At 63.7% G+C, this 26,625-nt stretch carries 27 protein-coding genes and 1 tRNA gene; 7 read left to right on the plus strand and 21 right to left on the minus strand.

The window, feature by feature from the left end; genetic code table 11:
- The first annotated feature begins 7 nt into the window (after positions 1 to 7).
- From LB556_RS01290 to mgtE, 3 genes are all read left to right on the plus strand, one after another.
- On the plus strand, positions 8 to 688 hold the full coding sequence (locus tag LB556_RS01290) for a DsbA family oxidoreductase (protein WP_224562305.1): 681 nt from the start codon (positions 8 to 10) through the stop codon (positions 686 to 688).
- A 464-nt stretch (positions 689 to 1,152) separates the two neighbouring features.
- Complete coding sequence (locus tag LB556_RS01295) at positions 1,153 to 3,045, plus strand: ABC transporter ATP-binding protein/permease (RefSeq protein ID WP_224562306.1); 1,893 nt, start codon at positions 1,153 to 1,155, stop codon at positions 3,043 to 3,045.
- Positions 3,046 to 3,316: 271 nt separating this feature from the next.
- Complete coding sequence (mgtE, locus tag LB556_RS01300) at positions 3,317 to 4,681, plus strand: magnesium transporter (RefSeq protein WP_224562314.1); 1,365 nt, start codon at positions 3,317 to 3,319, stop codon at positions 4,679 to 4,681.
- 49 nt (positions 4,682 to 4,730) lie between these two features.
- On the opposite strand, the gene LB556_RS01305 is transcribed toward mgtE, so the two are convergent.
- The 4 genes from LB556_RS01305 to rpiA form a co-directional block, all read right to left on the minus strand.
- On the minus strand, positions 4,731 to 5,888 hold the full coding sequence (locus tag LB556_RS01305; protein WP_224562317.1) for a serine hydrolase domain-containing protein: 1,158 nt from the start codon (positions 5,886 to 5,888) through the stop codon (positions 4,731 to 4,733).
- A gap of 51 nt (positions 5,889 to 5,939) precedes the next feature.
- On the minus strand, positions 5,940 to 7,331 hold the full coding sequence (gor, locus tag LB556_RS01310; RefSeq protein ID WP_224562319.1) for a glutathione-disulfide reductase: 1,392 nt from the start codon (positions 7,329 to 7,331) through the stop codon (positions 5,940 to 5,942).
- Positions 7,332 to 7,451: 120 nt separating this feature from the next.
- The gene (locus LB556_RS01315) at positions 7,452 to 8,048 is read right to left on the minus strand and encodes a DUF2059 domain-containing protein (RefSeq protein ID WP_224562321.1); all 597 of its coding nucleotides are present in this window, start codon (positions 8,046 to 8,048) and stop codon (positions 7,452 to 7,454) included.
- Positions 8,035 to 8,766: a ribose-5-phosphate isomerase RpiA gene (gene rpiA / locus LB556_RS01320; RefSeq protein ID WP_224562323.1), complete on the minus strand. Its 732-nt coding sequence runs from the start codon at positions 8,764 to 8,766 to the stop codon at positions 8,035 to 8,037. The genes LB556_RS01315 and rpiA overlap by 14 nt, the downstream gene beginning before the upstream one ends.
- A 255-nt stretch (positions 8,767 to 9,021) precedes the next feature.
- Here rpiA and LB556_RS01325 point away from each other — a divergent pair, with 255 nt between their 5' ends.
- Entirely contained in the window at positions 9,022 to 9,705 is a 684-nt protein-coding gene (locus tag LB556_RS01325) for a phosphoglycolate phosphatase (protein WP_224562325.1), read from the plus strand.
- A gap of 139 nt (positions 9,706 to 9,844) precedes the next feature.
- Positions 9,845 to 9,919 (plus strand) — tRNA-Val (locus LB556_RS01330).
- A gap of 123 nt (positions 9,920 to 10,042) precedes the next feature.
- On the opposite strand, the gene LB556_RS01335 is transcribed toward LB556_RS01330, so the two are convergent.
- Positions 10,043 to 10,333 (minus strand): hypothetical protein, encoded by a 291-nt coding sequence (locus LB556_RS01335; protein ID WP_224562334.1) that lies wholly within the window; start codon positions 10,331 to 10,333, stop codon positions 10,043 to 10,045.
- Positions 10,334 to 10,410: 77 nt separating this feature from the next.
- On the opposite strand from LB556_RS01335, the gene LB556_RS01340 reads away from it, so the two are divergent.
- Positions 10,411 to 10,650, plus strand: coding sequence for a DUF982 domain-containing protein (locus LB556_RS01340; RefSeq protein WP_224562335.1), 240 nt, complete (start codon positions 10,411 to 10,413; stop codon positions 10,648 to 10,650).
- Positions 10,651 to 10,683: 33 nt separating this feature from the next.
- Here LB556_RS01340 and LB556_RS01345 read toward each other — a convergent pair whose 3' ends face one another.
- The 15 genes from LB556_RS01345 to LB556_RS01420 all read right to left on the minus strand — a co-directional run bounded on the left by LB556_RS01345 (position 10,684) and on the right by LB556_RS01420 (position 25,757).
- On the minus strand, positions 10,684 to 11,637 hold the full coding sequence (locus tag LB556_RS01345) for a hypothetical protein (RefSeq protein ID WP_224562336.1): 954 nt from the start codon (positions 11,635 to 11,637) through the stop codon (positions 10,684 to 10,686).
- Positions 11,634 to 12,278: a DUF2793 domain-containing protein gene (locus tag LB556_RS01350; RefSeq protein ID WP_224562337.1), complete on the minus strand. Its 645-nt coding sequence runs from the start codon at positions 12,276 to 12,278 to the stop codon at positions 11,634 to 11,636. Before LB556_RS01350 ends, LB556_RS01345 begins: the two co-directional genes overlap by 4 nt.
- Position 12,279: 1 nt before the next feature.
- A complete protein-coding gene (locus tag LB556_RS01355) occupies positions 12,280 to 15,777 on the minus strand; it encodes a phage tail protein (RefSeq protein ID WP_224562338.1) in 3,498 nt (1,165 codons plus the stop codon).
- The gene (locus LB556_RS01360; RefSeq protein ID WP_224562339.1) at positions 15,777 to 16,619 is read right to left on the minus strand and encodes a hypothetical protein; all 843 of its coding nucleotides are present in this window, start codon (positions 16,617 to 16,619) and stop codon (positions 15,777 to 15,779) included. Before LB556_RS01360 ends, LB556_RS01355 begins: the two co-directional genes overlap by 1 nt.
- The gene (locus LB556_RS01365) at positions 16,616 to 17,914 is read right to left on the minus strand and encodes a hypothetical protein (RefSeq protein WP_224562340.1); all 1,299 of its coding nucleotides are present in this window, start codon (positions 17,912 to 17,914) and stop codon (positions 16,616 to 16,618) included. The genes LB556_RS01360 and LB556_RS01365 overlap by 4 nt, the downstream gene beginning before the upstream one ends.
- Before the next feature lie 3 nt (positions 17,915 to 17,917).
- Positions 17,918 to 18,286 (minus strand): hypothetical protein, encoded by a 369-nt coding sequence (locus tag LB556_RS01370; protein ID WP_224562341.1) that lies wholly within the window; start codon positions 18,284 to 18,286, stop codon positions 17,918 to 17,920.
- Between the two features lie 6 nt (positions 18,287 to 18,292).
- Positions 18,293 to 21,394 carry a hypothetical protein gene (locus tag LB556_RS31970; RefSeq protein ID WP_411908554.1) on the minus strand — a complete coding sequence of 1,034 codons (3,102 nt, stop codon included), beginning with the start codon at positions 21,392 to 21,394 and terminating at the stop codon, positions 18,293 to 18,295.
- 6 nt (positions 21,395 to 21,400) lie between these two features.
- Positions 21,401 to 21,691 (minus strand): hypothetical protein, encoded by a 291-nt coding sequence (locus tag LB556_RS01380; protein ID WP_224562343.1) that lies wholly within the window; start codon positions 21,689 to 21,691, stop codon positions 21,401 to 21,403.
- A 56-nt stretch (positions 21,692 to 21,747) separates the two neighbouring features.
- Positions 21,748 to 22,200, minus strand: a complete 453-nt coding sequence (locus tag LB556_RS01385) for a hypothetical protein (protein ID WP_224562345.1) — start codon at positions 22,198 to 22,200, stop codon at positions 21,748 to 21,750.
- 2 nt (positions 22,201 to 22,202) lie between these two features.
- Positions 22,203 to 22,415: a hypothetical protein gene (locus tag LB556_RS01390; RefSeq protein ID WP_224562347.1), complete on the minus strand. Its 213-nt coding sequence runs from the start codon at positions 22,413 to 22,415 to the stop codon at positions 22,203 to 22,205.
- The gene (locus LB556_RS01395; protein WP_224562348.1) at positions 22,412 to 23,002 is read right to left on the minus strand and encodes a DUF3486 family protein; all 591 of its coding nucleotides are present in this window, start codon (positions 23,000 to 23,002) and stop codon (positions 22,412 to 22,414) included. The genes LB556_RS01390 and LB556_RS01395 overlap by 4 nt, the downstream gene beginning before the upstream one ends.
- Positions 23,003 to 23,242: 240 nt before the next feature.
- Positions 23,243 to 23,629 carry a hypothetical protein gene (locus LB556_RS01405; RefSeq protein ID WP_224562350.1) on the minus strand — a complete coding sequence of 129 codons (387 nt, stop codon included), beginning with the start codon at positions 23,627 to 23,629 and terminating at the stop codon, positions 23,243 to 23,245.
- 106 nt (positions 23,630 to 23,735) lie between these two features.
- A complete protein-coding gene (locus tag LB556_RS01410; RefSeq protein WP_224562352.1) occupies positions 23,736 to 24,542 on the minus strand; it encodes a lysozyme in 807 nt (268 codons plus the stop codon).
- 123 nt (positions 24,543 to 24,665) lie between these two features.
- Positions 24,666 to 25,469, minus strand: a complete 804-nt coding sequence (locus tag LB556_RS01415) for a Mu transposase C-terminal domain-containing protein (RefSeq protein WP_224563823.1) — start codon at positions 25,467 to 25,469, stop codon at positions 24,666 to 24,668.
- Positions 25,470 to 25,535: 66 nt separating this feature from the next.
- Entirely contained in the window at positions 25,536 to 25,757 is a 222-nt protein-coding gene (locus LB556_RS01420) for a helix-turn-helix domain-containing protein (protein WP_224562354.1), read from the minus strand.
- A gap of 21 nt (positions 25,758 to 25,778) precedes the next feature.
- On the opposite strand from LB556_RS01420, the gene LB556_RS01425 reads away from it, so the two are divergent.
- Complete coding sequence (locus LB556_RS01425; protein WP_224562355.1) at positions 25,779 to 26,207, plus strand: helix-turn-helix domain-containing protein; 429 nt, start codon at positions 25,779 to 25,781, stop codon at positions 26,205 to 26,207.
- Here LB556_RS01425 and LB556_RS01430 read toward each other — a convergent pair.
- On the minus strand, positions 26,185 to 26,466 hold the full coding sequence (locus LB556_RS01430) for a hypothetical protein (protein ID WP_224562356.1): 282 nt from the start codon (positions 26,464 to 26,466) through the stop codon (positions 26,185 to 26,187). The two genes, LB556_RS01425 and LB556_RS01430, sit on opposite strands and share 23 nt — an antisense overlap.
- Between the last annotated feature and the right edge of the window lie 159 nt (positions 26,467 to 26,625).

The following is a 26,625-nucleotide window of genomic DNA, read 5'->3' on the forward strand; positions in this document are numbered from 1 at the left end:
GATAGAGATGAGCGAAGCGAACGCCATAACCGTCGATGTGGTGTCGGACGTCGTCTGCCCGTGGTGCTTCATCGGTCAGAAGCGGCTGGACAAGGCGGTCGCCGCGGCCGGCGATGTCGAAGTGCATATACGCTGGCGGCCGTTCCAACTCGATCCCACCATTCCGCCGCAAGGCAAGGACCGCCGCGAATACATGCTGGCCAAATTCGGCAGCGACGAGCGCGTTCGCGAAATTCACGCCCGCATCGAACCGCTTGGCGAGGCCGAGGGTATTTCCTTTGCCTTCGACGCTATAAAGGTGGCGCCGAACACGCTCGATGCGCATCGGCTGATCCGCTGGGCCGGAGCCGCCGGCGAGGACGTTCAGAACCGGCTGGTGCGCCGCCTGTTCCAGCTGAATTTCGAGGAAGGCGCCGATATCGGCGACTATACCGTGCTGGTCGAAGCTGCCCGCGAGGCCGGCATGGACGCCTCGGTTGTTGAAACCCTCTTGCCGAGCGATGCCGATGTCGAGGCGGTTCGCACGGAAATCGCCACCGCGTCGCGCATGGGGATCACAGGCGTGCCGTGCTTCCTGCTTGAGGGTAAGTATGCCGTGATGGGCGCGCAGGACGCGGACACGCTGGCTGATGCGATCCGTGAGGTCGCGGCGGCCAAGGCTCGTGGAGAGTTGGAGAAGGCCGGCTGAGGCCAGTCCTTCCGCTGACAAAAGACGCTATCTCACTGTCATTTTGGCCTTAAAGGACGTCGTGTTTTCGGGAATTCTGATCAATTCCCGATAAGAAATCCGCCGGCCGATACGATTTTTGATTCACAAAACCGTGCGTGAGGCTTCCCTTGGGGAATATGAGCGCAGCTTCGTTCGTGGGTCACCAACGATCTGAAATCAATAGAGATTTACGGGTTTTCGACGGTCATTGCGACGTCGACCCAATCATTAATCTGTTGCCGCCAGGCAACGGCCGTGGCGGCAATCCGGCTGGCCAGGTTTAAAATTAACGGAAAATGATCAATTGGTGTTACCATCCGTAACAAAACAAAAAAGGTTTGGGCGGGATCGTGATTCGGATCGGCAGACGATCGCAAGAGTCAGTACCGGATGGACTACACGGCGACGCCGCGGGGCAGTCGTATTTGACGCCGGTATCCTCTATGCGCAATTTCTGGGGGCTCATGCGAGCCTACTGGCTCTCTGACCGCTGGAAGGAAGCCTGGACGCTGACGCTGGTGATCGCGCTGCTCACCGCGCTGTCCAGCAAGGCCAGCGTATGGTTTGCCATGGCTTCGGGCGAACTGGTGAATTCGATCGCTTTCCTGCACGACGCCGCCAACACCAGCCCGCTGGAGACAATCCTGACCAATGCCGGCGTGCTGGTGCTGCTGGTCCTGCTCAAGGATGCCGGCTTCACCGGGATACGCAATCTGGTCTCGGCAACCTTGCACCGCAAATGGCGTGGTTGGCTGAACGACCAATTCAACCAGGCCCTGCTCGACGGCAACCATACCCACTTCCATGCTCAACATGGTTCCGCGGACGGCGCAATCGTTGCGCCCGACAACGTCGACCAGCGCATTCAGGAATCGATCAAGGATATGACCGGCGGCGCGATCGGCCTCGCCATGGGCGTGCTGGGGCTGGCGACTTCGCTCTATTTTATCGGCCAGAACCTGCTGCAGTCGTCGGTGGAGGTCAAAGGCCTGGAGTTCCTTGGCAGCTATGGCAGCGCTGTCCTCGCCCTTCTTGCCGTTGCCATTTACGTGCCCCTCAACACCTGGATCGCCGTCAAGCTCGGCAGCCTGCTGGAACGCCTCAATATTCGCATGCAGAAGGCCGAGGGGAGCTATCGTAGCGAGCTGACGACGTTCCTGCGCCGCAGCTTCCATGTCGCCGCCTCACATGGCGAGGGCGTGCAGAAAACGATGCACGACCGGCTTTATGTCGACATCGATCGCACATGGGGACGGCTGAATGTCGTCAACACCAGCTATATGTCGTTCGAGCTGATCTACAATTTCATCGGCGCCCGTATTGTAGCCTATGCTCCAGGCTTGGTGCCGTTCATCCACAGCCGCTTGGACTACAAAGGCTATATCACCGGCTCCGAAATGGTCGCCCAGCTCATCAGCCAGTGTTCGTGGTTCATCCATGTCATGCCCGCCATCGCCACGCTGCGCGCCAACAGCCAGCGTGTGACGGAGCTCGCCAACGCGATCGAGAATGTCCAGCATCCGCAGGAATTCTACAGCCAGAGCGGCCGTTCCGACTTCCACTACGCCAGCCAGAATCCGGTTTTCGGCCTGACCATCCAGAAGCTGGAGCTGGCGCATCAGGGCGAGGATGCTACGCCGTTCCTCAGTTCCGCCAACCTGCGCTTCCGGCGCGGCGAATGGACCTTCCTGAAAGGCGAATCCGGTTGCGGCAAGACCTCGCTGATCAAGGCGATCAATGGCCTGTGGCCCTATGGCCGCGGCACCATCGTCTTTCCCGAGGGCGTGAAGAGCTTCTATGCCGCCCAGGAGGTCAAGCTGCCGCAGGTGTCGCTGAAACAGCTGGTCTGTCTGCCCGGCTCCGAAGACGACCATGGCGACGCCCAGGTCGCGTCGGCGCTGCATAAGGCCGGCCTTGGCGATTTCATCGAACACATGGCCAATGAAAGCCGCGAGGGCAAGAGCTGGGACCAGGTCCTGTCGGGCGGCCAGAAGCAGAAACTGGTGGTGGCTCGCATCATCCTGCAGCAGCCGGGGCTCCTGTTCCTCGACGAGGCGACCGGTGCTCTCGACCCTGAGGGCAAGATTGCATTCCACCAGGCCATCAAGGACAACTGCCCCGAAGTGACGGTGATCAGTGTCATGCACGAAGCCGTGGCGCCGAGATCGGCTGCCGGTACCGAATTCTACCACTCGATGGTCCTGATTGCCGACGGTGTCGCCACGAAGAAGCCGCTCGCACCGAGCCTGCCTCTCGAACTCACCACCATTCTGGCCCAGCCAAGGCCGGTCGAGGACAAATGGACGCGTTTCTCGCGCCGGCTGAAGCAGAAGTAACGATGACGTCACCGGGGCCTGCCGCGTCAAACGGCGGACGGTTATCACAGTCTCGCGATCACGGCGGTTCGACGCTGTTTTCCTCACTCACTGCGATTGACTCGGCAAGGCGCGCTTCTATGTTGCGCCGGCTTGCAGACAGTCAAAAGCGAACCCGCAAGCAGAAAGGTCACCGCGCCATGCCTGGCGACAGTCACAGTCGAACGCAACCGCCGTCCGCCCAGACGTGACCTGAACGGTTCACGTCCTGCCGGATGGCAAGGAGTGAGCCATGAACGAATTTTCCCCCGTAGCGGACGACGAGGCCGTCGCCATCGCCCGCATCCTTGCCAACGATCACGTCGCCGACGTTGTCGAGGCGCTCAATCGTGAATCGCGCGAAACCGCGACGGAGTTGCTTTGCGCCCTGCCCTTCGAACGGTTGGTCGAGATTTTCGATCAGCCTGAGCTCGAAGCCGCGCCAGAACTGGCGGAGGCCCTGCCCCGTCCCAAGGCGAGCAAGCTGCTCACCGCCATGTCCGTCGACCGCGCGGCCGACATTCTGCGCGAGCTTGACGAGCCGGCACGCTCCGAACTGCTCGGCGCATTGGCCCCACCGCTGCGCGCGACCCTGCTCTCCATTCTGGGCTATCCCGAAGGCAGCGCCGCATCGATCATGACGACGGAGTTCGTCAGCGTTCCCTCTGACTGGACCGTCGGGCGCACGCTCGATTACATCCGCAAGGTCGAGCGGACGCGCGAGACCATCTATGCAATCTACATCGTCGATCCTCAGACACACCTCCTGGTGCGGTCAACCGGCTTACGGCGGCTTATCACCGGGGAGCCGGACGACTCGATCCTGTCGGTGGCGCCCGACCGCATGCCCGTGACCGTCAGCCCGCTGACCGATCGCGAAAACCTGGCGCAGACGATCTCCAAATACGACCTGCTTGCCGTCCCGGTCGTCGACCACGGCAAGATCCTCGGCATCGTCACCATCGACGACATCATCGACACGATGATCGAGGAGACCACGGAGGACGTGCATCGGTTCGGCGGCATGGAGGCTCTTGACGAGCCGTATATGAAGATGAGCTTCCTCGCCATGATCAGGAAGCGTGGCGGCTGGCTCTGCGCGCTGTTCATCAGCGAGATGCTGACGGCCAATGCGATGCAAAGCTACGAGGGCGAGCTGGAGAAAGCGATCGTACTGACGCTGTTCATACCGCTGATCATGAGTTCCGGCGGCAATTCCGGCTCGCAGGCGACCTCGCTGGTCATCCGCGCATTGGCGCTGCGCGAGATCGGTCTTCGCGACTGGTGGCGGGTGGCGTTGCGCGAATTGCCCACCGGTCTCGTGCTCGGCGCCATGCTCGGCCTGGTCGGCGTCTGCCGCATCGCGCTCTGGCAATATATGGGCTTCTACGACTATGGCCCGCACTGGGTGCTTATTGCCGCAACGGTTGGTGCTGCACTGGTGGGCATCGTCACCTTCGGTTCGCTGTCGGGATCGATGCTGCCCTTCGCCTTGAAACGGATCGGTTTCGACCCGGCCAGTGCATCGGCGCCGTTCGTGGCCACGCTGGTCGATGTCACCGGACTGGTGATCTATTTCTCGGTGGCGCTGGTGATCCTGCGCGGCACATTGCTGTAACGCATGCCGAATGCCCCGCCGCCGGCAATCGCCGGCGCGGGACCATGTCTCAGGCCTGCCTGCCGTAGATGGCATCCCGCAGCGCATCCGGGAAGGCGCCCGTCATTCCGGCTATCGCGGTGTTGGTGAGCGCCACCACCGACAGGTCCAGCGTCGGGTCGACGAACCAGGAATGGCCATAGACGCCACCCCAGCGCCAGGTGCCGGCGTTTTGCGGTGTTGCCGCCGCGACCGGGTCACGCAGGATACCGAAGCCGAGCCCCCAGCCCCAGCCGGGCAAGGTCGTGTCCAGGCCCATGATCGCATCCGTGGTCATCGCCGCGGCGGTCCGCGCGCTTACGACCGTCCCGCCACCGCGCCGCAGCGCTTCAAGCAGCTTCAGGACATCACCGGCCGTGCCGTTCATCCCGGTGCCGCCGGAGGCGAAGGATGCGGCGTCGAAGGTGCGGCCTGGCGAGAACGAGATCGCGCCTTCGCCAAACGGCACAAGATGATGCTCGCCCATGGCAATGGCCCCGTCGGGACCATCGGCATAGGGCGTCACCAGCCGGGCACGGTCACGAACGACAAAGCCTGTGTCGCCCATGCCGAGGGGCTCGACGACCAGACGATCGACCAACTGCGGCAAGGCGATGCCTGCAGCCCGCGCCATCGCCTCGCCCAGCACGTCCATCGCCACCGAATAGCCCCAGCCCGTTCCCGGTGCATAGGACAGCGGCACCGAAGCGATGCGTTCGAGGTTTGCGGCCATCGACAACCCAGGTTGGTCCAGGCCATCGGAAACCCGCGCGCGACGGTAGGGCCCGTCCGCGGCCTGGCGAAAGCCATAGTCCAGTCCGGCGGTATGGGTGAGCAACTGGCGCAGGGTGATGATCGGCTCAATGCCGTCCGCGAGCCTCGGCCGGAATTCGGGGATGAACTTCGCCAGCGGATCGGCAAGGTTGATTACCCCCGCTTCGACGAGGGCAAGTGCGGCTGTGGCGACGATTGGCTTGGTCACCGAAGCCAGTCGGAAAATCGCATCCAGCGTCAACGGCTTTTGCGACTCGCGGTCGGCCAGGCCGGCGGCGCGGCCGTGGAGGAGTTCGCCGCGCCGGGCGACCAGGATCACGGCGCCGACGATGCGCCCTTGCTCTATCGCCCTGTCGACCACCTGGTCGACACGCGTGCCAAAGTTGCTATCGAGCGGCGCGGCGATAGCAGGCATTGGCGGCTCCCTGGTCGTAAAGATATCGAATTGCCCGATGACGATGAGGCGTCAGATGCGCTCGCCGTCCTTCACCCGATAAGTCGGCTTGTACATGGTGACGAGCTCTTCGGCCGCGGTCGGATGCACGGCCATCGTGCGGTCGAAATCATCCTTGGTCAGCCCCGCCTTCAGTGGGATGCCAAGCAACTGTGCCATTTCGCCGGCATCCGGCCCCAATATGTGGGCGCCGAGAACCTTGCGCGAAGCGCCGTCTACAACCAGCTTTATCAGCATCTTTTCGTCACGGCCCGACAGCGTGTGCCGCATCGGCCGGAAGCTGGCGCGGTAGATTTCGATATCGGCGAAGCGCTTGACGGCGTCGTCCTCCGACAAGCCGACCGTGCCGATTTCCGGCTGCGAGAAGACCGCGGTCGCGATCGTGTCGTGGTCGGGCGCGGTCGGGTTGTTCTTGAACGCCGTTTCGACGAAGCACATGGCTTCGTGAATCGCCACCGGCGTCAGCTGGACGCGGTTGGTGACATCGCCGATCGCCCAGATATTGCCGATGTTGGTGCGGGAATAGTCGTCGACCTTGATTGCACCGGTCGCGGTGGTCATCTCGATGCCTACGCCTTCCAGGCCCATATTCTCGGTGTTGGGGATACGGCCGATGGCCAGCATCACCTGGTCGACCCTCAGCACCTGCCCGCTCATGAGCTGCGCGTCGAGCCGCCCGTCCGGCCGCTTGCTGACCGATTGCGAGACGGCATGGCAAAGGATCTTGATGCCCTTCTTTTCCATCGTCTCATGCAGCGTGCGCCGCAGGTCCATGTCGAAACGGCCGAGGATTTCCTTGCCGCGATAGACGAGCGTGGTGTCTACGCCGAGCCCGTGAAAGATGTTGGCGAACTCGACCGCGATATAACCGCCGCCCTCGATCATGATCGCCTTCGGCAATTCCTTGAGGTCGAAAGCCTCATTGGAAAAGATGCAATGTTCGTGGCCGGGCAGTGCCGGATGCGCCGCCGGACGCCCGCCTGTGGCGATCAGGATCTGATCGGCGGTGACGGTGCGATCCTCGCTCAGGAGATGGATCACGTGCGGGTCGACGATCATCGCCCGCGAGTGGAAGGTCTCGCCGCCCGAGCCCTCGACATTCTTCTTGTAGATCGCTTCCAGGCGGCTGATCTCGCGGTCCTTGTTGGCGACCAGCGTCTGCCAGTCGAAACTGGCTTCCGGCACCGTCCAGCCATAGCCGGCGGCGTCGGCAAAATGCTCGGGAAATTGCGAGGCATAGACATAGAGTTTCTTCGGCACGCAGCCTCTGATGACGCATGTGCCGCCGAACCGGTATTCTTCGGCGATGCCGACGCGCTTGCCGAGCGCCGCCGCGACCCGCGCCGCCCTCACCCCGCCGGAGCCGCCGCCGATGACGAAGAGGTCGTAGTCATAACCGGCCATGAAGCAACTCCGTGAGCGTCAAGAATGTGAGCGACTGGTAGGCCGCAAACCATCAAAAGAAAAGCCCGGACGAGCCGGGCTTCGCAGATGGCCGCAAAGGCCGCGCTTGAGAATTCAGGATCAGTTCTGTGTGCCGTCGGCAGGAGCCGCGCCGTCTGCAGGGGCGGCGCCATCCGCCGGAGCCGCACCGTCCGCGGGCGCGGCGGGTGCCTTGGCCTTGGCCGCGGCGGCAAGCGTTTCGCCGACCTGCTGGGCGAGATCGCGCGCTATGCCGTTCTGCCAGATGTCGGCGGCCTTGACGAGGTCGCGCGTCACGGTCGGGCCGCTGTCGAGCAGTTTCTTGCCGGATTCGGAGCTGTAGAAGGCCGCGATGTCGGTGAGTTCCTTTTCGGAAAACACCTTCGCATAGGCAAGAGCCGCTTCCTTCTCGAGATCCGCGCGGCGCGAGGCAAGCGCCAACGCCTTCTCGTTGATCGTCTTGCCGATCAGTTCCTGCATATCCGGATTCTTTTGGATGAGCTGCGATTCGAGTGCGGCCGCCGCCTGCGGCAGAATGTTGTCGAACGGGTCGGTCGCATGAATTGCCTCGACCGCTGCCCGGGCCGCCTTCAGGTGCGATTCCGTCACGTCCTGCGAAAACGCCGGCGAGGAGAAGGCGAATACGGCCGAAGCCGCCAGAACGGCGCAAAGGCTGCGAACCCGGTTATGCAACATCATGATCGGTAGAACTCCCTGGTTTTCGGGCGGCATGGACGGTTTGGATACCGTCGCCGCCGGCGATGATGGCCGCTGACGCCAGCCCGATGAAAAGACCATGCTCGACCACGCCAGGAATGGCGTGGAGAGCATTCGAAAGCGCTCTTGTATCCGGAATGCGGCCAAAAGATGCATCAAGGATAAAATGGCCGCCGTCTGTAACAAAAGCTTGGCTTCCCGTCATCCTCAATGTCACCGGACCGGAAAGTCCGAGATTTCCAGCCACCACGGCCACGGCGATCTCGGTCGCGCGCAGGCCGAACTGGTTGACTTCGATGGGAAGAGGAAACCGGCCAAGTGTCTCGACCATCTTCGAACGGTCGGCGATGACGATCATGCGCTGCGAGGCCGCGGCCACGATCTTCTCGCGCAACAGCGCACCGCCGCCACCCTTTATCAACGTCAGCTCCGGGTCGACTTCGTCGGCGCCGTCAACGGTGAGATCGAGTTCCGGCGTTTCCTCCAGCGTCGACAGCGGCACGCCGAGTTCGCGGCACAACGCAGCGGTGCGTTCGGAGGTTGGCACGCCGATGATGGTCATGCCGGAGGCGACCTTCTCGGCGAGCAGCCGCACGAACTCCTCGGCAGTGGTGCCGGTGCCGATGCCGAGCCGCATGCCGTCGCTGACATGGGCAAGGGCAGCCCGCGCGGCCTCGACCTTCAATTGCCTCGCATCCATGCTGCTTGCTGCCCCGAAACCTGATGCATGTTGCCCCAAGAGTGACCTCGGTCTTGGGAAAATGACACGCATGAAACAAAGACCCATAGCACGCCGCATGGGTCCGTTTCGACGCGACGCGTTTTAGCGTTTTGGGCTCCTAGCATTTTTGCGGGCCTGGTCAAAGCCCTTGGCGGCCGCCCCACCCGGTGCGCTTGCCTTGACGCGCCGCAGCCGCTATCGCCTGCCGAAGCACAAACCTGCTCAGGATGGATCATGAGTCGCCCGATCATCGTGTTCGACCTTGACGGAACGCTGATTGACACGGCGCCGGACCTGCTCGACAGCCTCAACCACAGCCTGGCGGCCAGCGAACTGGCGGCCGTCGATGAAGCCGGCTTCAAACGCTTCGTCGGCCATGGCGGCCGGGTGATGATCGAACGGGCGCATGCCGCGCAGCAACGATCCCTCAAGGTCGAGGAGCACGATCGGCTGCTGAAATTGTTCCTTGATCACTACACCCACAACATTCCGGGAAAATCCCGCCCCTACCCCGGCGTGATCGAGGCGATTGCCCGCTTTGAGCAGGCCGACTATCTGTTGGCCATCTGCACGAACAAATACGAAGCCAATTCGCTGGCCTTGATCGAGGCGCTCGGCCTGACCAGGCATTTCGCGGCCATTGCCGGGCAGGATACATTCGCTTTTCGCAAACCCGATCCTCGCCATCTGATCGAAACCATCAAACTGGCAGGTGGCGATCCGCACCGCGCCTTGATGGTCGGCGATTCGCAAACCGATATCGACACCGCCAAGGCCGCCGGCATTCCCGTCGTCGCCGTCGATTTCGGCTACACCGACCGTCATGTGCGCGAGTTCGAGCCCTCGGCGGTGATATCGCATTTCGATGCATTGACGCTTGACCTGGCACAACGGCTGATTGGCGCCGCCGCACACTGACCGCCGGAGACGGGAATCTCCGCGGAACAGGGCATGGCGGAACCGCAAATCGGACCTGTGCGAGAACACCAGACACTGCCTTGACTTAACGGGCCGGCCTCCCTTATATCGCGGCTCGCTTGGCCTTCGGGCAACGAGCGGGCGATTAGCTCAGCGGGAGAGCACACCCTTCACACGGGTGGGGTCGCAGGTTCAATCCCTGCATCGCCCACCATTTTCCTTTCCGATTTTACAACACCATTCGGTCTCGAGGTGTAGCGCGCAAAATCATTTGGCACCTCCGCGCAACTTCACTTGGCACCAAAAAGCGCCGGTTGATTGACCTTTAAACGGCCCTTCAACGCCCTCTCTTGGCACCGACGTACGGGCTCGACAGAGGCATCCTTGGCGCCTTGTCGTAGTCGGGCGCGTAGATGAGACCGAACAGCCTGGCATCGTCGTTCCCGCACTTCCTGCAGCGCAGCCTGGCTCGCAGGTCCCACTCCATGGCCGGCGCGTCGGGTCCGAGCTTGCGCTTCAGCGCCTCCAGATCGAGCAACTGATGGTGATGGCATCTCGGGTTGTGGCAGTAGGCCGTCACCTTCATGGTGCCGTCGATCAAGCCCTGAATGGTCCAGCCCTTCGCCATCGGACCGATATAGGTTCGCCCTTGACGGATGCCAGTCCCGCCGCACAATCCGGTAAGGCGATCTTTGGGGACGCGCGATGCACTGGTTCTCACCTTCAATACCGGTAAAGACCAACCAGGCCGGCATCACGCGCCAGGTGAGCAGTGTTGAGGCGGCGGCCGAGGAACTGCTCACCTGGGAGAAGAAGGGTGCTGCCTGGCGCGAAGCCGTCCAGGCGTGCATCGACGCCGGAGAGGGTCGCGCGACGCCAGAGGTGGCCAGGAGAGCGTTCCGGGCCGCCGCGAAGGCTTGTGGCATGTTGCGCGAAAACCTTTAATCGCCCCTCGGCCCTTGCAAGCTCGGGGCCGCTTCAAGTGATCCTGAACTCGGCTTCGACGTTATAAATGCTGGTGGTGGTCGAGCCTGAAGTCTGCCGCAGCTTGTAGTATCTATAGGCTGTCGAATTCGACCATGTGACTTCCGTCACCAGCGCGCCGCCTAGCGTGAAACTGCTGCCAAGGCCGGTATAGCTGCTGTCATCGTTCGAACCTTCGAAAACCCAGGTCCCGTGTGAGCCGGTGGCGTCCTGGATCCAATGCAGACCGGTCAGGATCTTTGTGACACCAGAACCAAAGTCGAACTTGATTTCCTTGGTCGTCTGGCCGTTGCTGAAGATAACGGCATCTGTTCCGCTCGCACCAAGCGCGCCATCGACAAGACTGTCTATGGCGCCGCCTGTCAGTGTCACCGTGGTCGTCGGTGTGATGAGCGCGGTGCGGTCACCATACTCTCGGGCGTCACGCGCTGGGTCGCCCGCTGCCGCGATACGGAACTCGATTTCCTCCAGCCATGGGGTATTGCTGGTCGTGCCCGCGGTTTGGCGCAGGCGATAGTATCGATAGGCTGTCGTGTTCGACCCCGAGAAATCGGTGAGTGCCGATGACGCACCCAACACAACCGAACCACCGATCTGCGTGTACGAGCTGTCGTCATTAGAGCCTTCAAACGCATAGGTTCCCTGGCTGGTGCTTTGATTCTGGAACCAGCGGAAACCGTCGATGATCTTGGCCGTGCCAAAATCGAATTTGAGGACCGTGTTGGTCTGCCCGCTGTTGAAGGCGCAGGAGTCGGTAGAGTTGGCGCCCACCCCGCCATTTACCAGGTTCCCGATCGAACCAACGAGGAGCGAGCCGGACACCAGGGTGGTGGTGATCGACGAAGTTCGATCGCCGCGACCGCCTGCGTTGAAATAGGAGGTCGCGGGGCCAACAGCACCCGCTGCACCCGCCGATGATGGGCTCGGGACAGGGAATGGGAACGTCATTGCATCGCCACCACGTTGAGATGCGACCCGGCGTTTCCGACCGTGATGTAGCATCGAAATTCGTTACCGTTGGTCGCGTCGAAGGCGTCGCCGGTCACCTTGGTGAAGCCCGAGGTCGTGATCGCGCCGGCCGAGCCGTTATTGGTATAATCGAGCACCAGGGAGACGGCATCGCCGCCGCCGGTCGATGGCGGTGCCAGCGTGTGAGCGCCGCCGTTGGTCGCATATTGGAAATTGCCGTTGGCGGGATCAGGCGTGAAGGTGCCGGACGACTTGGTGCCGGCGGAATAGCCCGACGCGGTAAAGCCGGCCGTAAGATTGGCGCTGACGTTCGCTTGAAGCCCGGAACCGGCTGACAGTGACACCCAGACGGAACCATCGAACTGCACGTTCTCGCTGCTGTCGAGGATATAGGCGGTCCAGCCCTCGGTCGGGACGAGATAGATCCAGGCGCCTTCGAACCGAAGCGCGATCTGATCGGGATTTGAGCCAGCGGCATGCGGCACGATATAGATATCGCCATTCGCTGGTGATCCCGGCAGCGCGGTTGTGCGCGACAGCACGATCTTGTCGGTCAACGGCCAAAGCGCCCATTCAAGACGCGGGCCTTTGGTGTCCGGGGCGGTGAGTTCAACAGCCATTCTAGGCTCCTAGAAAGAGGGTTTCGCCGTCGAGCGTGATCGGCTCGCCGTCCAGCACCAAGCCGTAGCCGACCACCACTTCGATCCGGTGCGCCTGCCACTCGCGGTAGCCGTCCCGTTCGGCGCCGACCTGGATGAAGCCGGAGCCATTGCCGCCCAACGAAGCAAGGGGGACGGAATAGGTCGTGCCCGACAGGCCGGCGTGGGTGGTGACGACGCTGGTGCCGGTCGGGTCGAGAACCTCGATGATCGTCGTCGCTCCCGCCTCGGCGGCTACGTCGGCGTCTGTCCAGCCGGGCACCGGCGAGAGTTCCGCCAGCCTGTCGCGGTTCGCCCAGGTCACGGCGAAATCCGTCAGCTCTGGCACTTCCAGGGGCCCGTAACCAATGCCCTCGACCTGGACGTTCGCAGGCCGCAGGGGCCGGATGGCGCGGCTGTCGAATTCGACGGTGTCAGCGGGCGCCGCCGACGGGTCGAGCGTGTCCACGCCCGTCACGGTCAGAAGCTTGACCGAGACGGTGTCTCCCGCCGTGTAGATCTCGAAATCGGTGTTGGAGATGTCGTCGAAGAACACGACGGACGCGCCCTCAGCATGTTCTTGGGGCACCGTGTCGAGAAAACCCCTGGCAATGGTGAGCGTGTTGCCAACGATGGCGTCGACGCGGACGATCTCGCTGGTCCGCGGCGTCGAACCGATGATGATGGCCAGCGTGCCCAGCTCGGCGACGTCGAGATCGATCGCGCCGGTCACGGTGATCGCGGTGGCATCGATCGCCGTGGCGCCGGCGAGGAAGGCGCCAGGCGCGAAGTCGAGCGGCGTGCCCGTTTCGGCATAGCCTGAGCCGGCGTCCACCTCGATCAGCGCGTTGGCGGCGTCCGGCGTCGGCGAGGCGCCGGCGATCTGGAGCACGCCGGCATCGGGATTGCTGCCAAGCGTGGCGGCAAGGTCGGCGGCGCCCATCATCTGGCGCAGCTCGCGGTAGGGCATTTCCGCGACCATCCTGGGCGCGACCGGCAGCGGAGCAGTTGACGGAGGCACCCAGCCGCCGCCCGAGGTGCCGTCGTCGACCAGGGGTGCGGCGGGTAGCTTGAACACGTCCTGCAGGATGCCGAGGCCGATCTTGTTCGAGCGCCCGTCGCCAAACCGCTGGTTGGCGACGCGCATGACCTCGCCTGAAAGCCGGTGGCGCGCCGAGACCATCCTGAACGGGTCGCCGGGGTTGAGCACCGAAGCCTTGCGATTGGCGACGATGCGCCCGGAGATCAGGCCCGAGCCGAGCGCGATGACATCCCTCTGCGCAACGCGAATGGCCAGCGCCGGTACGTTGATGCCCGGATAGTCGCGCGTCGCCGGCGGCTGCACCTTCGTGGCCTGCATGGCCTGGGCGGTGTTGGTCACGCGATGGGCGCCGACCTTGCGCTTTTCGCGGTTGTTGTACTTGACCACCACCGAGCTGATCGCCTCGGAGGGCTGCCGGCGCTTGATCTCGGTGAACTCGATGACGTCGTCTTCGGTCAGGATCGGGATCAGGTCGATGTCGTAGTCGTCCCGGACGGGCTTCAGAACGAACTTGCCGGTCTTGCGCGAGCCGTAAAGGTAGGCGTCGATGCAAGGCAGCACCGTCGTCGAGACGAACTCCCCGATCTCTTCTTCCCGGTACCATTTGAGGCTGAGCCCCATTCCCTCGCTGTAGAAGGTGTCGGCCGAATAGGTGAAGCTGGCGTCGTCGATGTCGTCGTCGTGCCAGCCCAGGCCCCAAACCGGGTCGGTCAGGCACTCCCGGATGATGTGGGCCGGGTTCATGTCGTACGCTTCGGCGAAGATCGGCCAGAAGGAAGCCAGCTGCCCCGGCTGCGGCGCGACGAACAGCCCGCCATTGACCTCGTTGAACGCCGCGCAGTTGTTGACCAGGTCCTTGTTGACGTAATCGGACGTCGGGTAGATGTCGATCGTGCTCAACAGGCTCAGGGTCGTCAGGTCGACCAGATAGACCTTGTTTATCCTGCCGTCCCGGTTCACGAGGATTGCCGTCGACCCGCTCAGCATTCGGTTGGTGATGCCGGCCACATCGCTGTTCAGGAAGGAGCTGCTGACGGGGGTGGCGCTGCGAATGAGCGATGTAAGGTCGGCGTTATAGACCGCGAGAAGTCCGTCATTGTAGACGACGAAGACCTGGTCGGTCGCCGGCAGGTAGGTAGCGGTGTAAACCGTCCTTGAGCCGATGCCGGGAGGCGTGACGAGCGTTTCGGCGAAGCCAGCGGTCCAGTCGACCAGGCCGATCGCGTTCGTGCCCGAGCACAAATAGGCGTATTGCCTGCCGACCGAGAGCGACGTGTAGCCGGCGATCGTCGCATTGTCGGAATGTGCGTAGTCGTGGACCGACCAGTTTCCGGCTTCGGAGGCCTTTTCCAGCATGAGGTAGGGGCCGCGAAACCCGGCGATGTAGGGCGCGACCTGGAAGAATAGATATTTCGTGTCGCCAACCGTGACCTCGCTGGCCGCAAAGCCGGAATTGAACTGGGCGGTATCCAGCGGCCAATAGGGCGTCAGGTCGATCGTCTGCCTGATCGACAGGTTGTCCAGTCCGTAGAAGACCAGACTTGTCGTGGAGCCGCTCGCGCGGACGACCAGCTCGTCATCGCTCGTCACATAGACGTGCCCGCCCAATGTGAGGTCGGCCGTGTAGGTGACGGTCCGATGGCTGCCATCCGTCACGTCCCATATGTGGACGGTCGTGCCGAGGCCTATGACGCCCCAATTGCCGTTGGTGTCGAACCCTCTGAACGAGGAGCTGGCGCCTGCGTCGAAGCTTCTTCCTTTTTCGGACGCGTCGGCGACTGCCGCGGGGATGGCCGCTTTCTCGGGGTACCACTGGGCGCTGCCGTCCGAGCGCTTCATGATGCGCTGGACCCGGAGCTCCCACGGCTTGATGTAGTTGGAGGTGCCGAGGTAGACCTGCCGCAGCACGACGGTGAAGACGCCGCGGAAAGCGGAAATCTTCTCGCTGAGCTTTGCCTGGAGGTAGTCGTTGCGCGGCTGGTCGGGCGCGCCCATGCAGATGTCGACGTCGCCCTGGATGCCGCCCTCGCTCTGGTCGCCGCCGAATAGTTTTGATTTGTTGATGGTGATGCGGCCGCCGGCCGATTTGCCCTTCCATGCCAGCTTGTCGCCGACCGTCACGCGCAGCACATAGTCGGGCACGCCATGACAGACGCTCAGCTGCATTCCGAGCCGATATTTGTAACCAAGCACCTGCCGGGGGCCGAAAAAGCCGTAGCGTCGAGCCCCCTTGATCGCGTCCTTCTTCAGGTCGCCGTGCCAGGTCGAGTTCGGGCTCTGGTCGTCATTGGTGCCGAAGAACACCGGAATGGAGCGGCCTTCCTCGCCGGTCGGGGCCTGGAAGTCCTCAAGCGATTTCGGCTTCGCGTTCTGCGGCTTGGGCGCAAAGATGAGCTGCGCCGCGAAGGATAGGACAGCGAGGATGATGTTCCAGAACATCAGGTGATGCTCTGCGAGAACGGGTTGACGTCGGCCATGAATTCGAAGCCGCCGTATTCGATGGTGTTGTCGAACTTGTCGCAGCCGGTCGGGCCGCTCGACAGGTCGCAGCCTGGCGCGATGAAGACCGCCGCCGATCCATCTGCCGCGATCCTTTCGGCCAGTCCCTCGATGCCGCTGGCAATCAGCGTGACCTGGTCGCCGATCTGGTCGCCGACCCAGCCATAGAGGCCATCATAGATGACGACGCCGGCTTTATACCATTGGTCGGTTTCAGCGGCGGCCTCGGCGATGGTCAGCAGCAGTCCGCCGGTCACCGCCGAGACGGTGGCCGGGATCTTCCAGTCATCGACATTGAGGTTGCAGCCGGGAAAATAAAGCGCGTGCCGGCAGGGGCGCATATACTGGGCCGCGCAGCCGGTCCGGCGCATCGATGTCGAGGCGTGCTCGACCGTGACCTTGATGTTGAGCTTCTGATCCGCCGTGTCGACGACGCGGCCTTTCCAGAACACCTCCAGCTCGCCATCGGGATCGGTGTGGTGTCCGCGCCAGATCGTCGCCGTGACGACTTCGCTGCCCGGCTTCTGCAAGGTCCGAGCGTACGGGTCCGACAGCGGGAAGGTGATGTCGACCGCGTTCTTCTCGATGTTGCCGGTCTGCTCGATCTCGGTGTGGGAGATCGACGACGGGTACCATTTCTGCGGCGTCCCGGTTTCCTCGGGATCGGCCATAAAGGCGTCGGCGTCGGACGTGAAGCGGTGCTTGGTCACGCCATTGTTGAACAGATAGAGAAAATACGGCTCGCCGTCGTCGACCGAGCTTTCAGGGGTGTCGTAACTCATGCCGGCACCTCCATGACGGGAACCGAAAGCGTGGAGACCAGCGGCCCGTTGCGACCCGAGGCCGGGAAGTTGAAGGTCACGGCGTCGGCGTCCAGGCGCACCTTGCTGAGGTAGCAGAACCACAGGATCTGCGTTGCTGTGACGGCAGCACCGAGGGCGGCGTTTAGGGTGACCTGGTCATTGGCGCCGACCTGGGCGGCCGCCGTGATCTGCCGGAAGTAGCGCGTGCCGTCCTTGAGCTCGATCATCACGTGGCGGTCGAGATAGCCCGCGAGCAACCCAACGCGCTTGACCGTCACCACCGTGTCGGCCGAGCCGATCGGCGCCAGCAGCTTGAGGTCTGAATTGAAGCTCGGCAGCCAGAAGGCCTTCTGCTTGCCGTTGCGGGCATGCACCCAGTTGCGGCGCCGCCAGATGGCCGCCGCGCCCTCCTCGAGGAAGGCGATGCTCTGGCCGAAATCGACATAGTTGCGCTGGCGCTCGAGCACGACGGGACCGAAGCCGTTGTCCTCATACTCGCCGGCCTGGACGATGGTCTCGGAGATGTCGGAGACGCGAGCTGTCGGCTCGGTCAGCACGTCGAGCGACAGGTATTGCGGATAGCCGGAATCGCCTTCCAGCCTGATATTGTCCTCGACCTGGAAACGCGCGGTGATCTGGTTGACCAGCTTGCCCCGGCTGATGGTGAAGCCTTCCACCGGCCGGGCGACCCGCACCGGCACGACGGTCGGCGCGGTGAAGTCGGCGCCGATCGGCGCCAGCAGCGTCACGCTGTCGTCGGCAACGGCGGTGATCAGCGCCAGCGCGTAATTGTCTTCGTCCTGCCAGACGATCAGCCGGCCGCCTTCGCGCCAGTCGCCGGCGGTGGTGTCGATCGCGATCTCGGTGTCGGCCGCCGAGACGTTGCCGGCAAGGCGGATGCCTTCCCACCAGATCGGAACCGAGATCATCGTCCCGGCCCGGCGGCGGGCAAAGTCCTTGGCGCGGCTGAACTGCGCCGGGTCGAGCTTCACCGTGTAGCGCGGGTTCTGGCGCGGCGCCCTGCGCAGCGCCAGGCGCTGCTCCTCGGTGTAGGACTGCATCACCTCCGACAGCTCTTCCAGCGTGTCGCTGGCGCCGATCAGCGGCCGGAACGGCCACGGTTCGTGGAGCAGCACCATTGCGGGCGAAGCGAGATCCGGCGCGCCGGCGTCGAGATTGCCGGTCGACAGATGATGGATCAGCCCGAGCGCCAGCGAAGGCAGATCGGGCGTGCCCGCATCGAGATTGCCGGTCGAGAGCGCGACGGTGGCCATGGATCAGGCCGGGCCTGGAATGCCGATGTCGAACGCCGGCAGCGTGAAGGTGTCGCCATTGTTGACGGCCAGCACCGCATCGAGCGCCTCGGCGGCGAGCAGCCGGGAATTGACCGTGTCGACAAGCGCCCAATGCGAAGCGTCGCCGTTGGCGCTGATCACCCCGTTGGTGATCGCCGACACCGTGACCTTGCGGCCCGAAGGCGAGCGCGCGGCGATGGCGCTGATCGTCGGCGTGTTCTTGGTGCCGAGCGACACGGCCAGCGTGCCGGCGTAGTCGGCCGGCTCGGCCGAGCAGATATGCAGCTTGTTGGCGTTGGCGACGAGGATGGCGAGGCCGCTATCGAGGACGAGGGAATTCAGGAATGACATCGAGCGCTAGCCCCCCGTTCCGTTGCGCCTGTTGACGACGGCGACGGTGGCGTGGCCGTCCTCGGACATCAGGTACCTCTTGATGTCGCTGCCGTCGTTCAGGTTGATGATGTTGGCGTTGAGCTTCAGCTTGTCCGCGATCGAGTTGACGATGCCCTCGATGTGGTCGCGCGTCAGGCCGCCCGAGCCGCCGCCGGAGCCGTTGCCGTTGGCGGCGGCCCTGGGCGCGCGCAGCGGCTGGTGGTTGACGACGCCGAGCCGGCCGTCAGGGCCGCGCCGCAACGGCATGATGGCTTCCTCGCCGTCCTCGCCCATGACGCCGGCCTTGCCGCCCGACATCGGGAAATAGGTCGGCGTCGAGAACACGTCGCCACGCGCGAAGGGCACCACGTTGCCGCTCCGGAAGGCCGCGCCCTTGGCGAACAGGCCCCATGAGCCGGACAGGATATCGGCCGTCGCCATCGGCGAGATGGCGTTCATCGACGAGACGCTCGCACCACCACCGAACAGGCTGCCGAACAGATTGCCCAGCCATCCGCCGCCACCGCCGCCGCCGGAGGGCGCGGCGGGGAACTGGCTCAGCATGCTGCCGAGCTTGCCGGCACCGCTGCCGAGGGCATTGAGCCCGCCGGCGGCCTGGCCGGTCGAGGACACCAGGTTGGAGAGCGCGCCGGTCGACGCGCCGCCGAGCTGGCCGACATTCTGTGTCGCCTGGCCTACCGCTTCGTTGAACTTGCTGAGTGCAACTGGTGAGGCACCGCCAAGGCCCTCCCAATTGCCTACGCCTGCAGCCCGCGCTCCATACCACGAACCCCAGCCGCTCGTGGCCGCATGGTTCAAACCGAATTCGATGTTCTGGCGCCATGTGGCAGGATCACCGACGTTCAGCCCAGTTTGGCGTTGGAATGCGTCACCTAGGCCACCGCCCTTGAGAAGCTGCATAGGGCCGTATGACGTTTCGCGCAGGCCAGCCGAGTTGATGACGTTCGACTGCCAGACACCTGGATTGAGCCCTTCCGCTCGCATGACCCGCAGTGCGATATTCGGATCAATGTTCCGCGAAATGGCCGCGGCACGGGCAAACGAAAGCATCTCGGAGAACGGCGCTCTGCCCATCACGCTGCTCAATGAGCCCGTGACGGCTTTGTCAACGCCGGCCCCGAGTGGCGATCCTAGACCCGCCAGCAGCTTGGCGGAACTTTCGGCAGTATTAGGCCCTGTGATGGGCGAGCCATTGGGGTTGATCAGATTGCCTATCGAACCAAGCCCAGGAACGCCCAACGGCGACCCGTTGATGAACACGGACGCCGCCTGCACCTGCATCGACGCCACGGCCTTGTCCGCGCCCAGCATCTGGCCGAGCACGCCGCCGAAGCCGCCACCCTTGCCGCTGGTGGCGCCATTCCCGAAAATTCCGAGGTCGGCGATGGTGTTGAAGTTGCCGCCGGTCAGCCAGTTCTTCAGCGGGTTGGTCACCGACATGTCGAAGACGGTTTTGGCGAGCTGCTGCCCGGCTTTCTTCAGCGCATCGGTGATCGAACCGCCGCTGAACAGCGCATCGCTGATGCCGTCGATGCCGTCATTGACCGTGGAGAAGATGTCCTCCCAGGCGGCCTTGGTCTGCTTGAGCTGCTCGTTGTAGCGGATCTGCTGGGCGATCGCCGAGTTCGGGTCGTAGTCGAGCCCGGCGCCCTGCATCGTCGAGGCGACGGTCTGCTCCGTGGGCGAACGGAACATCTGGTCGCGATCGAACTGCAGCTGCTTCTGCAGGGTGGCACGAGCGGTCGCGTCGGCCAGCGCCGAGGCGGCGGCCGTGTTGGCCCGCATGGCCTCGGCCTCCTGGCCATAGACATCGATGCCGAGCTTGCGGATCTGCTGCTCGGTTTTCAGAGCAGCGATGATGCGGTCATGTGCGAGTTTACTCTGGCCAACGAGGCCGAGTTCCGCACGCTGCACTTCAAGATCGTCCTGCTGGCTGACGATGGCCGCGCGGGCCTGCTGCAGGGCGACCAGCTTGCCATACTCGATCGCCTTCTGGTGAATGCTCTGGATCTCGGCCTGGTCGACGGCAACGTGGTTGCGTGCCGCCTCTTCCTGGACCTGGGCCAGCAACTGGCTTTCAAGCCGAAGTCCTTCAGTGGCAGCGGTCGTCTGCCCAACCAGGTCGACGTTCACCTTTGCTGCGGCAACCGTCTGCTGAAGCGAGCGAGCGCGTTGCTGCTGGGCTTCGTCCAGCTGATGCTGTGCCTGGGCCGCTGCCAAGGCCGCAGCACTTTCCTCGCGCAGTTGGCGAACCGCAAAGCTCTCGCCGGTGATCGGCTTCGCCCGCTCGGCCGCTCGCGCAGCGTCGGCCAGCTCCTGCGGCGATCGCGCACCGATGCGGCCGAGAGCCACCTCCTGATCGCGCTTCAGCTGGTAAGCCGTCTCAGCGTTCTTTATCAGGTCCGCCTGCATGGCAGCGCCTTCGCCGAAGTCGGGGCGGCCACCCTTCACGACAAGGGCGTTGACGGCTGCCTGGGCGCCTGGAAGTGCCAGGGCCGCCCGTGCTGCGGCGTCGGTCAGCTTGTCCAGCGCTGCCGCCTGTTTGGTCAGCTCCTCGTTGGTCGGGTCAAGCTTCCAGCGCTCCTCAACCATCTTGCGGAAGCCGAGCACGTCCGGCGCGCCCTTGGCGATCGTGCCCCGAAGGTAGTCGATCTCCTTTCCGAACTCGGAGAACTGCGATTTGGCGATCACGCCGAACTGCGAGCCACCGGCCAGCCCGTTGTCATTGGCGATCATCGCCTTGGCGGCTTCCTGCGCGGCCTGCGCCAGGGACAGGCGCAGTTCCAGCTGGGTCTCCACCGATCGGACCGAGAGAGCCGTGGTGCCTTCGTTCTCGTAGGCCTTGATGCCGGCCGTCGCGTCGCCCGCCCAGGCCTGTTTCAGGTCCTTGATATTGGCTTCGTGGTCTTTCAGCACCTCGTCGACCGAGCGGATGCTCTCGCGGGTGACGCTCGCATATCCGAGCAGGACCTTGGGCAGCCCGACGCTCTCGATGACATGGTCGAGGTTCGCCATGCTCTCGCGGCGAACGCGCTCCCATGCCTCTTTCGAGATCGGGCCGCTCATGGACCGTCAACCTTCGACGGTGGCGACGGTCGCCGTAGTGCCGGTGGCCATGACGCGCCGCACGCGGTGCGGCGACACCCAGCCCGCCGGCAGGCCGGTGAAGTCGACCGTGTCGCCATCGGCATTGTTCGGCGGCAAATACGAGACGTCGCCGTCCGTCAGCAGCACGATGGCGCGGGCATAGGCCGCGAGATCGACGGTGTCGGACGGATCAACGACAACCGCCTTGGCGCCGTTGGCAAGCAGAGTGTCGGGGTGGACGGTGGCGTAGGGGTCCTTGGCGGCATCATAGGGCATGTCGGGTTCCTTTTTTCAGGATGGAGCGCAAGATCGCACCTCAGTCGCTCGGGCCGTCAGGAGAGATCGATGACCGTGTAGGCTATAGACACTTTGGCAGTGCCGTCGCCATCGAGAAACGCAGCGCTGGCCTTCATGACGATGGACTGGTTTTCGAAGACCGTGAAAACCGCTCCAAATGGACCCGCGATCAGAAATTGATCGTTGCTACCAAGCAAAGGGGAACCGGAGGAAGAGATTCGCAGGTAAGTGACTCCGGAAGCGCCGTACTGGAAATAGATATGTCCACCTCCAGTGTACTCTATCGTGCCGAATGAATATTTAACGACAATAGAGTCAATACGACAAACTTTACCAGCCCCCGGTGCGGCCACAAGCTCCTTGACGACGCTATCGAGCGCCAAGATGTCAGCGCTGGTGATGTTCACATCAACGTTTCTCGATACCCCGAGCGCCGTTTGCCATGCCGCCTGATTTTCCGCGCTCATTCCCACGACTTCGAAAGCCATCGTCATTCTCCGTTAAGGGTTACGCCGTCACCCTGATAGGTGACGCGCTGTCCGTTGAAGAGCCAAAGGTCCGGCGAGTAGGTCACGTCGTCAGCCTCGAAGGTGACGGCCATGCCGTTGAAGGTGACGCTATCTGCGCCTCCACCACCACCGCCCACCCCAGACATCTGGGCGCGGCGCTGGGCAAGCCCGACCGAGATCCCCAGCAAGCTCATGCCTTCACCCCGAGGATCTGAGCCTTGATCGCCTCGGCGGTGTCGGCCGACATGCCCTTGGCCTTGGCGACGGTGTCGACGGCCTTCTCGACATCGGCCTTGAATTCCTTCGCCACCTTGGTGCGGCGATCGCTGGAGACGCTCTGCGCCTGGGCCGCCATCTTGAGCGCGGTGGCGAGCTGCATGGCGCCGATCGGCGCCAGCCCGCTCTCGCCGGCATCGGTCAGCAACTCGAAGACCAGCGTCTTGATCGCCTCGGCCGCAATCAGCGTGAGGTCGTCGGAGCTTTGCGCGTCGAAGCGTTTCGAGATGGTGGCGGCGATCTCGCGGGTGTCTTCCAGCCTCCTGGTCATCATCGCCAGCTTGATCGAGTAGCGGTTGAACGCCGAAAACGACGGGATGGCGAATTCCAGCTCGCCCTTGTGCTCGGCCTGCAGCGCCTGCATTTTCAGGAAGAACTCCTGGTAGATCTCGGTTTGCGTGCGCTCGCGGTCCTGCAGGGCGGTGGCCGCCCAGGTGATGATCGGGCCGCACTCGTCCGGCAGGCGCTCGATCGCCGACAGCTGCCCCCGGCCTTTGCGTGCCATGTCAGGCCTCCGGCGAAGGGCGCGCCACGCCTTCGATGATGGCGCGGCGCTCGACATGGTCGACGCCGCTACGGGTGATGGCCGCCACCATGATGGTGCCGACCTCGGTGATCCTGACCGCGCCCAGCTCGGCCAGCTTGCGCAGCTGGGTGCGGACCCACTCGCGCGAGCGGTTGTGGCCGAACGCGTCCAGCGTCTTGGTCAGCAGCGCTTCGTTTATGCTCCTTCACTGTCACCACCTTAACGAGCACCTGCGGCTTTGGGCTTGACATACAGCCGCCGCAGGTCAGGAGGGACAGGCTGAGCAAGGAAGTTGCGAACGTCCGCATTGGCTTCTTTCAGGGCGGCGACCGCCGCGTTGTTGTCGATGAGGGCCTGGTTCGAGGCGGCGACCTGCACGGCAAGCTCGGCGGTCAATTGGGCGTCGTGCTCGGCCTGGGCTTTCATCCGGCCGATCGTCGCCTGGTTGGCGTCGTTGACGGCCGAGGCCGTGGCGAGGTCGGCCCTGGCCTGCTTCGTCTCGGCTTCTGCCGCAATGGCGTTGCCCCGGTAGATGGCGGCCGTGGCGACAAGCCCGGCGATGATGATCGCCACGATCGCGCCGATGGCGAGCTGCAGGGTGTTCATCCTCACCCCCGCGCCAGGCTGAAGGCCAGCAGGCCGATCAGCGCGCCGCCGCAGGCAGCCAGGCCGTAGGGCCGGAAAGCGTCCCAGTGGGCCAGCAGCGCGCTCATCAGTGCAAATCCTGCATGCACAGCGCCTTTTCGCGCTGGCGCCGCTCGAACAGGCCGCGCAGCCTGCGGTGGCCGGCCTTGTCGAACCAGGTCAGCGCCTGGCAGCCGCCGGCGATATCACCGGCGTTGAGGCGGCGGGTTGCCGTGCTCTTCCCCGCGCCGGCAGGGCCGACATTAAAGGCTAACGAGGTGTAGGCCGCGTCGCGCGTCGGCGGCAGTCGAACTGCAATCGTTGCAGGGGTGAAATACCGGTGCAAGCCGTTCCGATGCTCTGCCACCTCTATCTTGAACAGGGCAAGGCATTCGGCGTCCGTCTTATACATGCCGAGCTTCACGCCCCGCGTTGAGCCAATGCAGATCGTTGGCACGCCGACAGCATCAAGGTATGCCCAGTTCCGCATGCCCTCTTCCTTGGCGATGAAGGGAACCGCGATCTGCAGCGTCTCGGCCTCGGTTGCCGCCGGCCCCGCCGGCACGGCAGCATGAGACGGGGCGGCGAGCATGACCGCCAGGACGAAGGCGATGGCGGCGACGGCGACGATGCGCAGCCATTCCTTCCACAGCGAGACGCCCTGCTGGAAGACGCGGCCGCCAAGGCCGAACAGCAGCAGCAGCACGGCAAGCCACCAGGCGATGTTCGGGTCGTAGTCCTGGTCGGTCAGCCGGTACCAGGCCTCCGGCAGGATGAGCAAAGCGAGCCCCGCCACCTGCATCCAGAAGCTGAGGGACAGCGCGATCACCCGGCGCGCGTCAGGAACGAGGCTGGGCGTCGCACGATCCAGGATGTTGCGGAAGAAGCGCAGCATGAGGTGATCCCGCCTGTGAAAATCGGCCGGAGGAAATCTCCGGCCGGCCAGGCATGATCATCGCATCGGGGGGCCGGGATGGCATGGCGACCATGGTCGCCATTGGCGTCGCCATCGGGCACTTCAGCCGAAGAGCTTCAGCTGTCGCGGGTCGCCGCTGCCCTTGACGGGGACGTTGGCCATCCGTTGGAAGAGGCGGTTGACGGCACTTTCCGACAATCCGAGCTTGCGCGCAATATCCGCGTTCGACATGCCCGAGGACCGATAGTGGCGGGCGCGCAGCTCGCGCACCAGCGGCACGCTGATGTAGTCGGGGCCGAAGCGGCGCGACAGCTTCTCGGCGGCTTCGAAGCCCAGCTCGTCGGCGAGCTTGCCCGACAGTTCCGGGCACACGACCTCTTCCAGGAACTCCGCCCCGTCATGGGCGAAGGCGTAGGCGCGGCCGGCGTCGTTCGGATCCATGCGCACGAAGACGGCGGTGCCGACCATGATGGTCGCCGCCAGGTAGTGGTAGCCGTCGACGCGGATGCCGAGCTTGGTGACGGTGCGCTGGCCGTCCTGGCCGGCGACCGGCATCAGCAACAGGTCGAGGGCGCGTGCGTCGACCTTGCGCACCGGCCTGTCCGACGCCAGCGCGGCGTTGAACGGCGTGACGCCCTGCAGGCCCTCATGCGGCTTGTGCTGGTAGATCGTGGCGGCCCAGTCGTCGATCCGCTTCTGCAGGTCGAGCCCGGTCAGCGACACGCCGAACGTTTCGGCCTCGCTCTCGCCCAGCCGCTGGGCGAACGACTTGCGGTCCTCGATCGCCTTGCGGTCGGCGACCGAATGGCCGACGAAGCCCGGCAGCAGCGGCCCGAGATCGTGCTGGAAGGTCTTGATGACGCGCTCGACATGGCCCTTCTGCTGCGGCGAATAGGGTGATGTCATGGTCAAGCAGCTGCAGCCGCTCGCCGATCCGGTCCGAAACCGGAAGGTATTTCGAGCCTGCCTGGGTCATGCGGCCTGCTCGGGTACCTCGAAGAACCAGCGGTCATCCCAAGGGAGATCGCGGCGGAGGGCTTCGGCGCGAATGCGCTCCATCTCTCTTAGGCTTGGCCGCCTGACGCCGCGCTCCCAGCGCGACACCTGGCTTTGGTTCACGCCGGCGATGGCAGCCATCTCGGTCTGAGTGGCGTGGAAGATGGACAGCCGAAGCTGCAAAAATGGTGTGGTCATGCCACAGAGCATACCAATGGTATGTCGAAACGCAAGCGGTTTATGCCATTGGAATTATGCCTCCGTCATGTCGTATGGCATAATCTGGCCATGACGATGCAGTCGAGCGCGCTCCTTAAGCAGTTGGTGGACCATGGCTTTACGCAGGCCGAGCTGGCCGAGCGGCTGGCCACCACACAGCCGTCGATATCACGGTGGATGGAAGGAAGCCGCCAGCCGAGCGGTCCTGCCAAGCGGCTTATCGCCGAGTTGGCTGCCGAATCAGGAATTGGCGCGACGCCCACAATGGGTAGTAGTGCCGCGCCCCAGCACGGGGCAAAGCCTCACGGCGCCGATCTCAATGCGGATCTCTACCAGGTCTTTGCCGATGTGCTGAAGGCGGATGAGCCGGTAAAGCGCAGGGCTCTATTCGCCCTGCGCGATGCGCTCAGAGGCCAGGCGCGATCATAACGATTTGGACATCGTGATCCACGGCCGTGTGCCAGGCACCGCCGTGCATTTCCTGCATGAGTGCCGCCAGCTCGGTCGCCAGGGCGGAGATCCTCTCCGGTAGGCTGCTCTGCAGCGGCCTGGTCGTCGCCCCATTCGTGCCGATCGCTGCTGCCGCGACCATGCCGGCAAGCAAGGCGCGCCGGTTGACTGCGGGTTGATCGTCTTCATGGTCCGCGCTGCTGCGCGAGACCCGTAGTTCTGCTGCCGCCACCGCCATGAATCCCCCTGTAAACCCGTTTTTATTATTGTTTTAATTGGTTGTTCCACCCCCCAGCACCTATGAACATTTCTGGGGTTGCCAGGATTGTCCAATCACGTCTTTCCTGCGGCCGAAAAGACTGTGGAAATCCGCACCTGAGCGGCATTTGCCGCTGAT

This window comes from Mesorhizobium sp. ES1-4, assembly GCF_020164745.1.
Classification (GTDB): domain Bacteria; phylum Pseudomonadota; class Alphaproteobacteria; order Rhizobiales; family Rhizobiaceae; genus Mesorhizobium.